At 68.9% G+C, this 14,613-nt stretch carries 16 protein-coding genes; 6 read left to right on the forward strand and 10 right to left on the reverse strand.

The window, feature by feature from the left end; all coding sequences use genetic code 11:
- Window positions 1-135 precede the first annotated feature (135 nt).
- Together M6E97_RS04885 and M6E97_RS04890 are read right to left on the reverse strand one after the other, a co-directional pair.
- Window positions 136-651, reverse strand: coding sequence for a DinB family protein (locus M6E97_RS04885; protein ID WP_003089838.1), 516 nt, complete (start codon window positions 649-651; stop codon window positions 136-138).
- Between the two features lie 58 nt (window positions 652-709).
- Complete coding sequence (locus M6E97_RS04890; protein WP_033938691.1) at window positions 710-1,588, reverse strand: LysR substrate-binding domain-containing protein; 879 nt, start codon at window positions 1,586-1,588, stop codon at window positions 710-712.
- Window positions 1,589-1,715: 127 nt separating this feature from the next.
- Here M6E97_RS04890 and M6E97_RS04895 point away from each other — a divergent pair, with 127 nt between their 5' ends.
- Genes M6E97_RS04895 through M6E97_RS04905 form a run of 3 tightly spaced genes read left to right on the forward strand, consistent with a single transcriptional unit; the run spans window position 1,716 to window position 4,044 of the window.
- Entirely contained in the window at window positions 1,716-2,348 is a 633-nt protein-coding gene (locus M6E97_RS04895; RefSeq protein WP_003109549.1) for an ankyrin repeat domain-containing protein, read from the forward strand.
- 17 nt (window positions 2,349-2,365) lie between these two features.
- The gene (locus M6E97_RS04900) at window positions 2,366-2,821 is read left to right on the forward strand and encodes a nucleoside deaminase (protein ID WP_003109548.1); all 456 of its coding nucleotides are present in this window, start codon (window positions 2,366-2,368) and stop codon (window positions 2,819-2,821) included.
- Entirely contained in the window at window positions 2,818-4,044 is a 1,227-nt protein-coding gene (locus M6E97_RS04905) for a CynX/NimT family MFS transporter (protein WP_033938692.1), read from the forward strand. Before M6E97_RS04900 ends, M6E97_RS04905 begins: the two co-directional genes overlap by 4 nt.
- A 43-nt stretch (window positions 4,045-4,087) precedes the next feature.
- Here the strand turns inward: M6E97_RS04905 and M6E97_RS04910 are convergent, their stop codons facing one another.
- Complete coding sequence (locus M6E97_RS04910) at window positions 4,088-4,255, reverse strand: hypothetical protein (protein ID WP_003089849.1); 168 nt, start codon at window positions 4,253-4,255, stop codon at window positions 4,088-4,090.
- 103 nt (window positions 4,256-4,358) lie between these two features.
- Window positions 4,359-5,699, reverse strand: coding sequence for a leucine-rich repeat-containing protein kinase family protein (locus tag M6E97_RS04915; protein WP_015502838.1), 1,341 nt, complete (start codon window positions 5,697-5,699; stop codon window positions 4,359-4,361).
- Between the two features lie 117 nt (window positions 5,700-5,816).
- On the opposite strand from M6E97_RS04915, the gene M6E97_RS04920 reads away from it, so the two are divergent.
- Window positions 5,817-7,070: an SMI1/KNR4 family protein gene (locus tag M6E97_RS04920; RefSeq protein WP_023091712.1), complete on the forward strand. Its 1,254-nt coding sequence runs from the start codon at window positions 5,817-5,819 to the stop codon at window positions 7,068-7,070.
- A 3-nt stretch (window positions 7,071-7,073) separates the two neighbouring features.
- Here M6E97_RS04920 and M6E97_RS04925 read toward each other — a convergent pair whose 3' ends face one another.
- Together M6E97_RS04925 and M6E97_RS04930 are read right to left on the reverse strand one after the other, a co-directional pair.
- The gene (locus tag M6E97_RS04925) at window positions 7,074-7,691 is read right to left on the reverse strand and encodes an immunity protein Imm33 domain-containing protein (protein ID WP_003089860.1); all 618 of its coding nucleotides are present in this window, start codon (window positions 7,689-7,691) and stop codon (window positions 7,074-7,076) included.
- A gap of 251 nt (window positions 7,692-7,942) precedes the next feature.
- Window positions 7,943-9,289 (reverse strand): OprD family porin, encoded by a 1,347-nt coding sequence (locus M6E97_RS04930; RefSeq protein ID WP_003139115.1) that lies wholly within the window; start codon window positions 9,287-9,289, stop codon window positions 7,943-7,945.
- Window positions 9,290-9,651: 362 nt separating this feature from the next.
- Between M6E97_RS04930 and M6E97_RS04935 the strand changes: the two genes are divergently transcribed.
- Entirely contained in the window at window positions 9,652-9,870 is a 219-nt protein-coding gene (locus M6E97_RS04935) for a hypothetical protein (RefSeq protein ID WP_033938693.1), read from the forward strand.
- 157 nt (window positions 9,871-10,027) lie between these two features.
- Here the strand turns inward: M6E97_RS04935 and catA are convergent, their stop codons facing one another.
- The 3 genes from catA to M6E97_RS04950 are packed head-to-tail and all read right to left on the reverse strand — an operon-like array spanning window position 10,028 to window position 12,448.
- Window positions 10,028-10,960: a catechol 1,2-dioxygenase gene (gene catA, locus M6E97_RS04940; RefSeq protein ID WP_009314156.1), complete on the reverse strand. Its 933-nt coding sequence runs from the start codon at window positions 10,958-10,960 to the stop codon at window positions 10,028-10,030.
- Between the two features lie 44 nt (window positions 10,961-11,004).
- Complete coding sequence (catC, locus tag M6E97_RS04945; protein WP_003089864.1) at window positions 11,005-11,295, reverse strand: muconolactone Delta-isomerase; 291 nt, start codon at window positions 11,293-11,295, stop codon at window positions 11,005-11,007.
- 31 nt (window positions 11,296-11,326) lie between these two features.
- Window positions 11,327-12,448: a muconate cycloisomerase family protein gene (locus M6E97_RS04950; protein ID WP_003139111.1), complete on the reverse strand. Its 1,122-nt coding sequence runs from the start codon at window positions 12,446-12,448 to the stop codon at window positions 11,327-11,329.
- A gap of 161 nt (window positions 12,449-12,609) precedes the next feature.
- Here M6E97_RS04950 and M6E97_RS04955 point away from each other — a divergent pair, with 161 nt between their 5' ends.
- Complete coding sequence (locus M6E97_RS04955) at window positions 12,610-13,482, forward strand: LysR family transcriptional regulator (protein ID WP_003089870.1); 873 nt, start codon at window positions 12,610-12,612, stop codon at window positions 13,480-13,482.
- 8 nt (window positions 13,483-13,490) lie between these two features.
- Here the strand turns inward: M6E97_RS04955 and M6E97_RS04960 are convergent, their stop codons facing one another.
- Window positions 13,491-14,492 carry an AraC family transcriptional regulator gene (locus tag M6E97_RS04960; protein ID WP_003089872.1) on the reverse strand — a complete coding sequence of 334 codons (1,002 nt, stop codon included), beginning with the start codon at window positions 14,490-14,492 and terminating at the stop codon, window positions 13,491-13,493.
- Between the last annotated feature and the right edge of the window lie 121 nt (window positions 14,493-14,613).

Raw genomic sequence — 14,613 nt, forward strand, 5'->3', positions numbered from 1 at the left:
AATCGGCCACTCCAGCCCCGCGATTGCAGCTCCTGGTCGCGGGGCTTTTTTATGCGCAGCGCGGGGCGGACGCTCGGTCGAGCCCCACGTCGTTTCTCGGCGATGGCGTAGAGGCTCGGCGGCCATTGCCGCGGGCTATTCCCGCCGCTCCGGCTGCGCGGAGTGGATATACAGGGTGTAGGTATCCGCCGGCCGGGGCGCGCCCGCCAGGTCGAGGGCATGACCGATGGCGCCGCGATGGTAGGTGCCATGGTTGACGATATGGAAGAGGATCTCCTGGCGCGTCATGCCGCCGTCGCGGCCATCGGCGAAGCGGAAGCGCAGCCATTCGCCGCGACGCTCCAGCGGCAGCTCGGCGACATAGCCGGCGAACCAGGCGGCCGAATCCTCCAGCCGGCGACGCAGGACGTCGTAGCCAGGCACCACCTCGCTGTTGGTCTGTTGGTGGGGCGCCGGCTCGCCCAGCAGGCGCGCCCTGAACAGTTCCTCGACGATCGCCATGTGATTGAGCTGTTGCAAGGCGAAGGCCAGCGAGGCCGGGAACGCCTCGGCGTCGATCCGGGCGATGGCATCGAGGGTGCGGCGGTCGGACCAGGCCTTGTAGTTGAAGGACTCGACCAGCAGGTCGACTTGCAGGGTGGGTCGGGACATGTGGCGGGCTTCCGTGTCCATTCGCTGAGGGAGCCGGATCATAGCCCGGAGACAGTGCTCAGCGCTCGCCCTGCAACCCTTCCAGGCGTGCATCGCAGAGGTCGCGCAGGCGGTCGCGGAGGGTGCGCCCGGCGCTGTCCAGCTCGGGCCGCGCGTAGAGCGCCAGCTCCAGGCCAGCGATGGGCGGGAAGCCGGCCTGCGCGCCAAGCAGGCGATGCTCGGGCCCGACGCAGCCCAGCGGCAGCAGGCTGACCCCCAGTCCGGCGCCGACCGCGGCCACCAGGCTGGCCAGGCTGGCGCTGGAATAGCCGATGCGCCAGCGACGCCCGATGCTCTCCAGGGCATGGATCATCTCCTGGCGATACAGCGCGCCGACCGGGAACACCACCAGCGGCACCGGCTCCTCCGGCGAACCCTCGCCGAACGGCCGCGCGGCGCTGCCGAACCAGCCCAGCGGCTCGGCCCAGCGTGCATGGCAGTCGCTGTCGGCCCCCCACTGCTTGACCAGCAGCAGGTCCAGCTCGCCGCTGCGGTAGAGGCGCAGCAGGTGATGGCTGAGACCGCTCTCGACCTCCAGGCGCAGTCGCGGACGCTCTTCGGTGAAGCGCGTCAGCACCGGCATCAGCACTTCGCCGGCGAGGTCTTCCGGCACGCCAAGGCGCAGCACACCGTCGCCATGGACCGGGCTGAGGGCCTCGCTGGCCTCGTCCGAGAGCCGCAGCAGGCGCCGCGCGTAGCCAAGCAGGCGCTCGCCTTCCTCGGTCGGCAAAACCTGCCGCTGGCTGCGGTCGAGCAGGCGGCAACCGAGGTTCTGTTCGAGGCGGATGACCTGCTGGCTGACGGTGGACTGGGTCAGGTGCAGGTGTTCGCCGGCGCGGGTGAAGTTGCCGGTATCGACAACGCTGACGAAGGTACGGAGCAGGACCAGATCGAGCATGCACACTCCCACTGAAAGGCATTCCATCATTTAATTTCAGCATACATGACATCGACGCCATACTTTTCGCCAACGCCTATCGGAGCCCATCGACATGTCCCTGGCCAATCTATGCAGGAGCGGAGCCATGCTGGTCTGCGCAGCATTCAGCGGAGGCGCCGGCGCGAGCGACGCCGGAGCATTGCTCGAAGCCGCGCGTCGCGGCGATACCGCGCAGGTCGCCAGCCTGCTCGAACGCAAGGTCGAGGTCGACGCGCCCAGCGCCGACGGCAGCACCCCGCTGCTGCTGGCCACCGCCAACGACCACCTGGCGGTGGCGCGCCAGTTGATCGAGGCCGGCGCCGACGTCAACCGGCAGAACAGCCGGCTCGACAGTCCGTATCTGCTGGCCGGCGCCGAGGGCCGCCTGGAAATCCTGCGCCTGACCCTGCTCCACGGCGCCGACCTGAAGAGTACCAACCGCTATGGCGGCACCGCGCTGATCCCGGCCTGCGAACGCGGCCATGTGGAAGTGGTGAAGACGCTGCTGCAAGCCGGGGTCGATCCCAACCATGTCAACAAGCTCGGCTGGACCGGGCTGCTCGAGGCGATCCTGCTCAGCGACGGCGGTCCGCGCCACCAGGAGATCGTGCGCCTGCTGATCGACGCCGGCGCCGACGTCAACCTGGCCGATGCCGACGGCGTCAGCCCGCTGGCCCACGCCCGCCAGCGCGGCCAGGGCGGGATCGAGCGGCTGCTGCTGGCCGCCGGCGCCCAATGAAAGCGAAGGAGAAAGACATGTCCGATGAAACCTTCATGCGCGAGGCCATCGCCCTCGCCCGCGCCAACGTCGAGGCCGGCGGCCGCCCGTTCGGCGCCGTGCTGGTGCGCGACGGGCGGGTCCTGGCCCGCGGCGTCAACCAGATCCACGAGACCCACGACCCCAGCGCCCACGCCGAGCTGCAGGCGATCCGCCAGGCCAGCCAGGCGCTCGGCAGCCCGCGCCTGGACGGTTGCGTGATCTACGCCAGCGGCCATCCCTGCCCGATGTGCCTGGCCGCCATGCATCTCTGCGGCATCCAGGCGGCCTGGTTCGCCTATTCCAACGAGGACGGCGAAGCGTTCGGCCTGTCCACGGCCACGCTCTACGCCGAGATGGCGCGCCCGCCACAGCGGCAGAGCCTGCCGCTACGCGCCCTGCGTCCTGCCGGCGAAGAGGGTCTGTACCGGCAATGGCGGCAACGCCAGGCATGAGCGCGCGAATCCCTTCCGGCGGCCAGGCCGCCACCGGCGTCGGCGCGGCGGAGGTCAGTTGGGTCGGCCTGCTGGTGATCTTCTGCCTCGGCATCAACCTGCGACCGATCCTCACCGGCATCGGCCCGCTGCTCGAGGAAATCACCGCCGGCACCGGTCTCGGCTTCCAGGGCGCGTCGCTGCTGACGGTGTTGCCGGTGCTCTGCATGGGCCTGGTGGCGCTGTTGCTGCCCTGGCTCGGGCGCTGGCTGGCCGAGCACCGCGGCATCGTCTGCGGACTGCTGGCCATCGCCGCGGCCTGCCTCTGGCGCCTGGAACTGGATAGCGGGCTGGCGCTGATCGCCAGCGCCGCGCTGGCCGGCAGCGGCGTGGCGATCATCCAGGCGCTGGTACCGGGCGTGGTCAAGCGCTGGTTCCCGAGGCGGGTCCCGGCGGCGATGGGCCTCTACTCGGCCTCGCTGATGGCCGGCGGCGGAACCGCGGCGGTGCTCAGCCCACGGATCGCCGACCACTTCTCCAGCTGGCAGGCCGGCCTCGGCGCCTGGGCCGTACCGGCCCTGCTGGCGCTGCTGCTGTGGATGTTCGCGCGGCCGAGGGAGGTGCTGCCGAGCGCTGGCGAGGGGCCGGTCCGGCACTTCTTCGGCAATCGCCGTGGCTGGCTGCTGGCGGTGTATTTCGGGTTGATCAACGGCGGCTACACCAGCATGGTGGCCTGGTTGCCGGTGTACTACCGCCAGCTCGGCTGGAGCGCCCAGGACAGCGGCGGGCTGGTCGGGATCATGACCATCTTCCAGGTGCTCGCCGCGCTCAGCGTGCCGCTGCTGATTCGCCGCCGCCTCGACCGCCGGCCCTGGCTGCTGGCCGCGCTGCTGGTCCAGCTCGGCGGCTTCTGCGGCCTGCTGCTGATGCCGCTGCAGCACGCGGCGCTGTGGGTGGCGTTGATCGGCTACGGCCTGGGCGCCTGCTTCGCCCTCAGCCTGACCCTGACCCTCGACCACCTCCACGAGCCGCGTGCGGCGGGAAGCCTGGCGGCCTTCGTGCAGGGCATCGGCTTCATCATCACCGGCATCGTGCCCTACCTGACCGGCTGGCTGCGCGACGCCACCGGCAGCTTCCAGGCCTCCTGGCTGCTGCTCGCGGCGAGCGTGGTGGCGATGTTGCTGGTGACCCTGCGCTTCGCCCCGTCCGGCTATGCCCGGGCCATGGGCGATACGCGCGACTGAGCGGCGGACCTCCGCGCCCGCCATTGCGGGCGCGGGTGGCGCTTCAGTAATGGGTGGCGATATAGATGCGGTAGCTGATGATGGCCAGCATGCAGATCACCCCGACCCACATGAGGAACAGGCCGAACGGCGTGTCGCGCTTGGTGAAACCCGTGCCGATGAAGAGCATGCCCAGCACGATGATTGCGAAAGTGACGCCGTAGGAATCCATGTTTACCCTCGTTGGCCGCGTTCCTGACATACTTGTCAGTCTAGCTCCAAGCCCGCTAGAACTGCGTTGATATTTATCAGCCTGCGGTCAATCTCGGGCAAATTCATCGAACTTGAGGAAACGCCTGGCTGCGAGCGGCAAGGTCGCGCAAGATCGCCTGGATCTCGCCGAAGTCCGGCCGCTCGCTCACCCGTGGCAGCGCGCAACGTCGCTGCAACTCGACCAGCGCCGCACGTAGCGAGGCCTGCCCCGGCAGCGCCTCGCTGCGCTCGAGCAACTCTTCCAGCAGGCAGGCGAAGGCACGCACTTCCAGGCGCCGCAGGGCGCCGGCGAGCACGGCGTCGTCCGGGAGGAAGGACGCGGCGCCGAAATCGCCCAGCAGGCAGGCACCCTCCTCGCGCCAGAGGATGTTATGCGCATAGAAGTCGCCATGGCTGATGCCGCGTCCATGCAGATGGGCCATCAACCCGGCGAGCGAGGCCGCCAGGCGCAGCGCCGTGGCCAGCTCGAAGCGCAGTCCCGGCGGATAGACGTCGCGGGTACAGGACTCCAGGCTCGGCGGCCCCGCCAGGTTGCGATAGGCGTCGTCGAGCAGCTCCAGCACCAGCCCGTCGCGCCCTTGCGGATGCCCGGCGAGCCGGCCGAGCACCTCGATCAATTGCGCATGGCGCCCCGCCGCCAGGCAGGCGGCCATCTCGCTGGCAGGGGTGCCATCGCTGGTCACTTCGCCCTTGAACAGCTTCAGCGCCACCGTGCGCGTCGAGCCGTCCGGCTGGCGCCAGCCGGCGCGATGGATGACCCCGGAGGCTCCTTCGCCGATCAGCCCTTCCAGGCTCAGCTCGCTCCAGTCCAGCGCGGCGATGCCGCTGTCGGCCAGCGCCGGCAGGCGGCACAACGGGTTGCCGGCGTAGGCCAGCCAGGCCAGGCGCGGCAGCGTCGCCAGCCAGGCCGGCAGGCGCTGGAAACGGTTGGCGGCGATCCGCAGCAGTTCCAGGCCTTCGCAAGCGGCCATGCTCTCGGGCAAGGCCTCCAGGCGGTTGCCAGCCAGCATCAGCTTCTGCAACGGCCGGCGACCCAGTTCCTCGGGCAGCGTGGCAATCCGGTTGTCGGTGAGGATCAGCCAGCGCAACGCCGGCGGCAGGGCCGCGGCCGGCACCCGCTCGATGCGGTTGGACTTGAAGCCGACCATGCTCAGCGCCGGACAGTCGCCCACCGCCGCCGGCAATTCGGCGAAGTCGTTGGCGGAACAGAACAGCACCTTGAGACGATGCAGCCGGCCGAGGTCGTCCGGCAGGCTGTCCAGGGCGTTGCCGCTGAGGTTGAGCACCTCCAGGGAGTCGGCCAGTTCGAAGATTTCCCGGGGGAACTCGCGCAGGCCGCAGGACAGGTCCAGGCGCGTGGCGCCGGCCAGTTCGCCGCTGCGCAGTTGCTGCAAGGTGTGCATGGTTCGACGGACTCCGGCCAGGGCGGATGGAAAGCCGCGCATGATAGCCAAGGCGTTGCGGAACGCGCACCCTCGCCGTGCTAGAGTGGCCGCCCCGAATCGACAGGACCACAGAGAATGGAACTCTCCCCCGCCGAACGCCAACTCCTGCTGGCCCATCGCCTGGCCGTGTTCGACGGCTGCGTGGTATACGACGCCCAACCGCCGGTGTCCGCCGAACACGTCCAGCGTCTTGCCGAAGGCCTGGCCGGACCGATTCCAGAAGACCTGCTGCGCCTCTGGCGCACCTGTTTCGGCGGGCGCCTCGGCTATGACCTGGAAGTCGACTACGACGGCCACCGCCACCCGTTCTCTTTCAGCGAACTGTTCTATCCGGACAGCGACGGCTACCACGACCTCTGGGGCTGGATCGAACACGAGCGCGAGCTGGCGGCGGAAGCCGCGGCAGAAGAAGGCTGCGACTGGAACGGCAAGCTGGCCTACCTGCCGTTCGGTGGCTTCGAGTACCTGGAGCGGCTCTACGTCTGCGTCGAACCCGGCCCCGAGTATGGCGCGGTAATCGCCTGGAGCCACGGCCTGCCGCCGGCCTGGGCCGGACGCCTGCACCAGGATTCGCTGACGCGCCTGGCCGACGACGTCGGCGGGCTGTTCCGCCTGCTGTCCTTCGAACAGGACCCGTTCGACGCCGAGAACGCCTGCGGCGTGGCCGACGAGCTACTGGAAGCGCTGGACGCCCTGGAGGCCGCCGGGGAGCCCGGCAAGGCGCTGAAGGGCCGCCTGGAAGTCCTGCTGCGCCAGCGCATCCTCGACTGGCGGCCGGCCCTCGCCGACGGCAGCCTGGCCGCCGAGCCAAGGCTGCGTCAACTGGCCCTGGCCGAAGCTGCGCAAGACGGCGATATCGACCTGCTGCAACGCCTGCGCGATGCCGGCTGCGACTTCGCCGAAACCTTGCGCGGACGCGGCGGCGTGCTGGAGGCCTGCCTCGCCCGCGGGCGCCTGGAGGCCGCCGGATGGCTGCTCGACCAGGGCGTCGCGGTGCACCAGGACAGCCTGCAGATTGGCGCCGCGCACCTCGATGCGCTCCTGGCCGAACGCCTGTTGCGGCTCGGCGCGATCTCCGACCCGAATACGGTGCTCCTCGCCCTGCAATACGGCGACGCCGACGCCGCGCGGATCATGGCGCGACCGCTGCTGGAGGAGTCGCCGGCGCGGGCCAGCGCCCTGCGCCTGGCCCTCGCCAGCCGCGCCGAGCGCGAGCGCAGCGACGCCAGGCGGGTCAGGTCGGGAAAGATGGGCAGCAACCGCAGTCCCGACGACTACCTGGCCCTGGCCGAGCGCCTGGAGCGCTTCCTCGCCGAGCTGCCTGGCTGAGGCTCAACCCTCCGGTCCCTGCACCTCGATGAAGGAACCGTCGGCCAGTCGCTCGAACGCCCGTCCCGGCGGCGCGTCGAGCAGCGGCAGGATGCTGTCGTCGGCGTTCAGCACCGAGCCCAGGCTGACGTAGGCGGTGGTCCCGGCGGTATTCATGTAGTCGTCCGACTCGTCGCCGGCCATCAGCCGCCAGCCGCTGTCGTTTTCCTCTTCCGGCGCCTCGCGGTAGAGGTAGCCGACCGCCTTCCCCTCGTCTATCACCCGGCGCGTCACGAAGCAGCGCCGGGCATAGCGCGAGATCGGCGTTTCCCGCGGGTCGTGCTCGGTGTTGATGATGTGCCGCGCCTCGAAGACGATGCGCTCGCCCAGCGACAGGTCGCGGATGTATTGCGGATAGTTGTCCAGGCGGCCGCTGAAGGCGCCATCCGCCTCGATGCCCTCGACCGTCACCCAGAGCCGCTCGGCGCGCGGCGCATCGGGGTTGTCGGTATCGAAGGCGAAGATCAGCTTGACGCTTTCCCCGGCGGCGACCCGGTCGATGGTCTCCGCGTCCGGTTTGTAGAAGGTGTAGGGATGGCGGACAGCGATCGCGCTGGCGTCCACCAAGGTCCACGAGGCCATGTCGACTCCCGCTTGGCTGGCTACGCGGCGCCCGTAGCCTGGGCTGCCACGGGCACGCCGGTGCCCGGGCGGCATGGGTGGAATGGCGTGGCCGAGGTTCGGGTCGCGGCGCCCACCGGCAGGTCGAAGCCATGCCCGGCCAGGAACCGCCCTTCGGCCCGCCTACCCAGAGGAAAGTAGCAGCGCCGCCGCGCAGCCGCCAGCAACGGGCTGTCGCAGAGCGCCGCCCCGGATGGGGCGGCGGCGCGCCTTCAGAGGATTTGCAGCGGGTATTCGACGATCAGGCGGACTTCGTCGAGGTCCGACTCGAAGCTGTCGGAGCGCACCGTGGCCTGGCGCACGCGGAACGCCAGGTCCTTGGCCGCGCCGCCCTGCACCACGTACTTGACCTCCACGTCGCGTTCCCAGCGGCCCTGGTTGGTCAGCGGGTTGCCGTTGGCGTCGGTGCGCATGTAGACGCTGTTGGCATTCGAATAATCGGCGTCCCAGCCCTTGCCATAGCGGGTCATGAAGCTCAGCCCCGGCACGCCGAAGGCGGCCATGTCGAGGTCGTAGCGGAGCATCAGCGAGCGTTCCTTGGGCGAGTTGAAGTCGCTGTACTGGATCGAGTTGTCCAGGTAGATGGAGTCGGTCTGGCGCAGGTAGTCGAAGTCGTCGTCGCCGTTGTTGCGCTGGTACGACAGCAGCACCTGGTGCGGGCCGTAGGCGAAGCCGCCGCGCACGCTCCAGATGTCGTTGTCGAGTTCGCCCATCACCTGCCTGCCCTGGTCCTTGACCTTGTAGTAGTTGGCGCCGCCGAGCAGGGACAGCTTGTCGTCCAGCGGATAGTTGAAGCTGGTGCCGGCGTAGTACTGGTCCCAGGCGTCCTTCTGGCGGCTGCCGTAGAGGCTGACGCTCCAGTGCTCGGTGGCCTGGTAGTCGCCGCCGGCGTAGGCGACCCACGGCGAGTCGATGCGCCGGCCGGTGTAGAAGCTGTAGAAGTCGTCGCTGCCGCTGGTGCTGTTCGGCTGGGTCATCGAGTTCAGCTTGCCGGCCTGCAGGGTCAGGCCCTTCGCCAGGCTGTCGTTGACCAGGGTAAAGCCGCGGAAGCTGGAGGGGAACAGCCGGCTGTTGCCGTACTGGATCACCGGGGTTTCCGGGAACACGTCGCCGACCCGCAGCACGGTGCCGTACCAGCGCAGCTTGACCGCGCCGCCGGCTCGCGAATAGTCGTCCTGCGGCCGACCCTGGTCGTCATAGGGCAGCAGGTCGACGCTACCGCCGGCGCCGGAACGCCCGCCGCCGCTGTCCAGGCGCACGCCGAGCTGGGCGAAGGCGTCGATGCCGACGCCCAGCGTGCCCTGGGTGAAGCCCGAGGAGAAGTTGGCCATGAAGCCCTGCACCCATTCCTCGGTATAGCCGCCGCCCGCCGGGCTCGATTGGCCCTTGCGGAAGTCGCGGTTGAAGTAGAAGTTGCGCAGCAGCAGGTTGACCTCGCTGCCCTCGATGAAACCTTCCTTGCTCCGCTCGGCGTTCTCCTCGGCGACGGCCGAGGCCATCACTCCAGCGCCCAGCAGCAGTGGAAGCGTCCACAGTCGTTTCTTTCCATCCCCTTGCATGGCGATTGCTCCAGATCGGTTCATGTCTGTTTTTCTTCTGCGGCCATGCCTTGCGGCGCTGGCTGTGCGTGAACTTCTGGTCGATCGCGCCCCCGCGCAGTCCTGCCGCAACCGGCATTGACCGTGAGGCTGATTCTGGATCCGGGGAAATGACGCAGACATGAGGCGGGGATTACCTTTCCGCAATCTTAACTCGCACTTAATGCGCTTCGCGCAGACTCCTCCGCCATGCAACGGAGCATCGCCGAAGTTATCGGAAACGTAATTTTCCACTCACCCTCGGGTAATCCGTCCGCTCTTACTCTTTGCTCAAACGGGACGAATACCTCGCCCCGGCGACGAGCCAACCCGAGAGGTTTGCCATGAAGATCATCCCGATGCTGCTGGCCGCCCTGCTGGCGACCGGCGCCGGCACTGCCCAGGCCCAGGACGGCAGCGAACGCTCCTGGCAGTACAACGCCGAATTCCGCGCCGCGCAGAAAGAACTGCGCGAGAAGCGCCTGCAGAAGCAACAACTGGAAGCGCAAGCGCAGAAGACCGACCGCAGCAAATGCGCCGAGCGCAAGAACGGCAACGGCTGAGCAGCCTTTCACCGAGCAATACACTTGTCCTTTTTGGGTTGCTCCTTTGGACAAGTCCTGAGGCGCCAGTCATGGCGCCTTTTTTTATCCGCCGTCGCGCCTGGCGGAAGAAGGCGGCATGGTCGCCAGCGACCAGCCGCCCTCCCCGCTCCCCGCCTTACTCCTGCAATGCCCGCGGCCGCTGGCTGCGGCGCTCGGCGGCAGGCGCCGGGCTGGCCTGGAGCTGGAAGTCGAAATCCAGTTCGGCGAAGCGTCCGCCCTCCACGCCGCGGTCGCGGGCCGCGGCGGGGTCGTCGTTGAAGCGCAGGTCGCCGATCAGCCCATCGCGGGTGGCGTAGGCGAAGTCGTCCCACAGGTAGCGGTCGCCCGCCAGGTTGATCTGAGTGGTCAGGTGGCGATGGCCGGGCGCCGAGACGAAGAAGTGGATGTGCGCCGGCCGCTGGCCGTGGCGGCCGAGGCGGTCGAGCAGTTCCTGGGTCGGGCCGTCGCTCGGGCAACCGTAGCCGGAGGGCACGATGCTGCGCGCACGGTAGCGGCCGTCGGCGTCGGTGCGGATGCGCCGGCGCAGGTTGTATTCGGACTGACTGCTGTCGAAGTAGGAATAGGTGCCTTGGGTATTGGCGTGCCAGACGTCGACGATGGCTCCGGCCAGCGGCTGGCCGTCGGGACCGCTGACGCGGCCCTGGAGGAACATCACGGTGCCGGGGTCGCGGCCGTCGTCCATCCGTGCCTCGCCGTCGCTCAGCGGCGCGCCGGCGACGTACAGCGGCCCTTCGATGGTGCGCGGCGTGCCGCCGGTGAGGCCGGCCTCGGCGTCCTGGGCGTCGAGCAGCAGGTCCAGGTAATGCTCCAGGCCCAGCCCGGCGGCCAGCAGGCCGGCCTCCTGGCGGCTGCCCAGGCGGTTCAGGTAGTCCACCGCTTTCCAGAATTCGTCGGGCGTGACCTGCATCTCTTCGATCAGCTTCGCCGTGTCGTCGAGGATGCGCCGCACCAGGGCCTTGGTGCGCGGATCGCCGCGTTCGTTGAGCTGGCCGCTGGCCTCTTCGAAGAAGCGCTGGACGTCGGCAGTCTGGGAAATCTTCACGGTCATGGCGTTTGCCTCTGCTTGTTGTTGTCGGGCGTGGGAAGGGAATCTCAGCGGTCGTCGGCATGGATCGACGAGGGATGCCGGCAAAGCCCGTCGATCTCGATGTCCATGTAGGGAAACAGCGGCAGCCGGGTCAGGGTGTCGTGCAGCGCCTCGACGCTGGGCAGGTCGAACAGGCTGTAGTTGGCGTAGTGCCCGGCGATTCGCCAGAGGTGCCGCCAGCTGCCCTCGCGCTGGAGGCGCTGGGCCATTTCCTTCTCCTCGGCCTTGAGCCGCTCGGCCTGTTGCGGGTCCATGTCGACGGGCAACTTCACGGTCATCTTCACGTGGAACAGCATCGGTCGTTTCTCCTCTGTCTGCGGAATGGCTTCAGCGCCGGCGGAAGCGCGCCAGGCGCTCCTCGTCGAGCGCCAGGCCGAGACCCGGCGCACGCGGCACGTGCAAGTGGAAATCCTGGTAGCGCGGCGACTCGAGGAGGATGTCCTCGGTCAGCAACAACGGGCCGAACAGTTCGCTGTGCCAGGCCAGGCGGTCGAGGGTGACGAAGGCGTGGGCGGCGGCCAGGGTGCCGATGCCGCCCTCGAGCATGGTCCCGCCGTACAGGCCGATCCCGGCCGCCTCGGCGATCGCCGCGCTACGCAGCACCGCGCGCGGTCCGCCGTTCTTGGCGATCTTCAGGGCGAACACCGGGGCGGCGCCCTCGCGAGCCAGGTGGAAGGCATCCTCGACGCTCTCGATGGCCTCGTCGGCCATGATCGGCGCGCCGCCGCGGCTGCTCAGGCGCGCCAGGCCGATGCGGTTGTGGCGGGCGATGGGCTGTTCGATCAGGGCGATGCCGTTGTCGCCGAGCGTCGCGCAGGCACGCTGGGCAACGCCTTCGTCCCAGGCCTGGTTGACGTCCACCCGCACGCTGGCGCGCTCGCCAAGGGCGCGCTTGATGGCGATCGCGTGGGCCACGTCGGCATCCACCTCACCGGCGCCGATCTTCAGCTTGAAGTGCCGGTGGCGGCGCAGGTCGAGCATCCGCTCGGCTTCCTCGATGTCGCGGCCGGTGTCGCCGCTGGCCAGGGTCCAGGCCACCTCCAGGCTGTCGTGCAGGCGGCCGCCGAGCAGTTCGCTGACGGCCAGGCCGAGGCGCTTGCCATGGGCGTCGAGCAAGGCGGTCTCGACCGCCGAGCGGGCGAAGGTGTTGCCCCTGATGTGCCGGTCCAGGCGCTGCATCGCGGCATTCACGTTGTCCGCCGGCTGGCCCAGCAGCAACGGGGCGAAATGCGCGTCGAGATTGCTCTTGATGCTCTCCGGGCTCTCGCTGCCGTAGGCCAGGCCACCGATGGTGGTGGCTTCGCCGAGGCCCTCGATGCCGTCGCTGCAACGCAGGCGGAGGATCACCAGGGTCTGCCGGTTCATGGTGTGCATGGCCAGCTTGTGCGGGCGGATGGTCGGCAGATCGACGATGATCGACTCGAGGCTTTGGATCACGGCTTGGCTCATTCTCGGGGGTCCACCAGGGTTGCGGTCGGGTTTTCGACGGTTCGCCGCTCAAGGCTCGCTCGATACCGAGCAGGTTTCGCCGTCGTTTCGGCCAAGCATCCATCGCCTTCTTCACTGGGGTCCAATATCATCTTCCTCTCGAACCATACCCTGGAGGTATCATGGAGCTTCGTCACCTGCGCTACTTCCAGGCGCTGGCCCGGACCCTCAACTTCACCCGCGCCGCCGAGCAACTGCACATCGCCCAGCCACCGCTGAGCCGGCAGATCCAGCAACTCGAGGAAATGCTCGGGGTGGCCCTGCTGGAGCGCGGCCGGCCGCTGCGCCTGACCGAAGCCGGGCGCTTCTTCCACGAACAGAGCGCGACGCTCCTGGACCAACTGGAGAGCATCTGCGACAGCACCCGGCGGATCGGCCAGGGCCAGCGCCAGTGGTTCGGCATCGGCTTCGTGCCCTCGGCGCTGTATGGCGTGCTGCCGGAGCTGATCCGCCACCTGCGCGGCGACCCGGAGCTGGAGCTGGGCCTGCTGGAGATGACCACCCTGCAACAGGTCGAGGCGCTGAAGAGCGGGCGCATCGACATCGGTTTCGGACGCATCCGCATCGACGACCCGGCGATCCGCCAGAGCGTGCTCAGCGAAGAGCCGCTGGTCGCCGCCCTGCCCGCCGGGCACCCGTTGCTCGGCCAGCCGCTGAGCCTGGAGCGCCTGTCGCGCGAGCCGTTCGTGCTCTACCCCGGCCAGCCGCGGCCGAGCTACGCCGACCACGTGCTGGCGCTGTTCGCCACCCACGGCCTGAGCCTGCGCGTGACGCAATGGGCCAACGAGATGCAGACCGCCATCGGCCTGGTCGCCGCCGGACTCGGCGCGACCCTGGTGCCGGCCTCGGTGCAGTTGCAGCACCGCGACGACGTCGCCTACCAGGCCCTGGCCGACGCCTCCCTGACCTCGCCGATCATCGTCAGCCGGCGCCAGGGCGACGGCTCCCCGCACCTGCGGCGCTGCCTGGCGCTGATCGGCCGCGAGGACGCCTGAGTGCCCTCTCAGGAGCGCCGCGCGGCGCGGCGCTGGGTCATGCTCGGGGTTTCCTCGAAGCGCTTGCGGTAGTCCACGGAGAAGCGTCCGAGGTGGCTGAAGCCCCAGCCCAGGGCGATCGTCGAGATGCTGCGGGCGCCGCCGCTGGCGAGGATCTCCTCGCGCACCGCGGCGAGCCGGTAGTGCTTCAGGTAGCTCATCGGCGATACCCCGAAGTAGCGACGGAAGCCCTCGAACAGCTTGAACCGCGAGACCCCGGCGGCGCGTTCCACGTCCTCCAGGCTCAGGGTCTCGCGGGCGTTGGCCTGGAGAAACTCGCGAGCGCGCAGCAGGTAGTGCGGCGGGCGCCCGCCAAGGCCCTGCTGCAGGGCCTCGCTGTAGTTGTTCGGCTGGGCCAGGATCAGTCCCTTGATCAGCGCGCGCTCCAGGTCGCTGCTGAAAAACGCCTGGGCGTAGAGTTCGCTGCGCGCCATCTCCTCGCTGATGTGCCGCACGGTGCGCCACCAGGACGCGGAGGCGCCGTCCAGGGCATCCATTTCCGGATCGAAGCGCAAGGGCGTATCGATCGGCCGCTGCAACATCTCCTCCAGGACCTTGCGCATCGCCGTGCGGCCGATCACCACCTGCAACTTGCGGCAGTCCCCGGCGATGCTCAGCTCCTGGCGCTCGTTGGGCGCGATGATCACCCCGCGGCGGACGTCGGAGAGCAGGCGCAGCCCGCCCCGGCACAGCTCCTGCTCGCCGCTGAGCGGCAGGCTCAGGCTGTAGGCGTTGAACGCCGCGGCATCCTCGACGGTGATGGTGACGTCGGTACCGTAGCCGATGTAGCCAAGGGTGGTGCACATCGACTTCAGCACGTTGCCGTGGTGCTGGAACTGCACCAGTCCCGGGCTCGCCGCTTCGAGCCGGTGCGGCCCGCAGACCTTCGACATCCAGGAACGGGCGGCGGCCAGGTCCAGGTGGTCGGCATGGAGATCGCCACGATCGGCGACGGGATGGCTCCTCATCATGGTTCGGCACTCGACACGGCAAGGCTGGGGGTGCGCTCTGCTGGCGCTCTGTTTTCAGCAAAATGCAAGGCATGTGCCGGCGCAAGGCCGACTCCCCGCATCCTCCACTATCCGGATAGCG

This window comes from Pseudomonas sp. B111, assembly GCF_026428275.1.
Lineage (GTDB): Bacteria > Pseudomonadota > Gammaproteobacteria > Pseudomonadales > Pseudomonadaceae > Pseudomonas > Pseudomonas aeruginosa.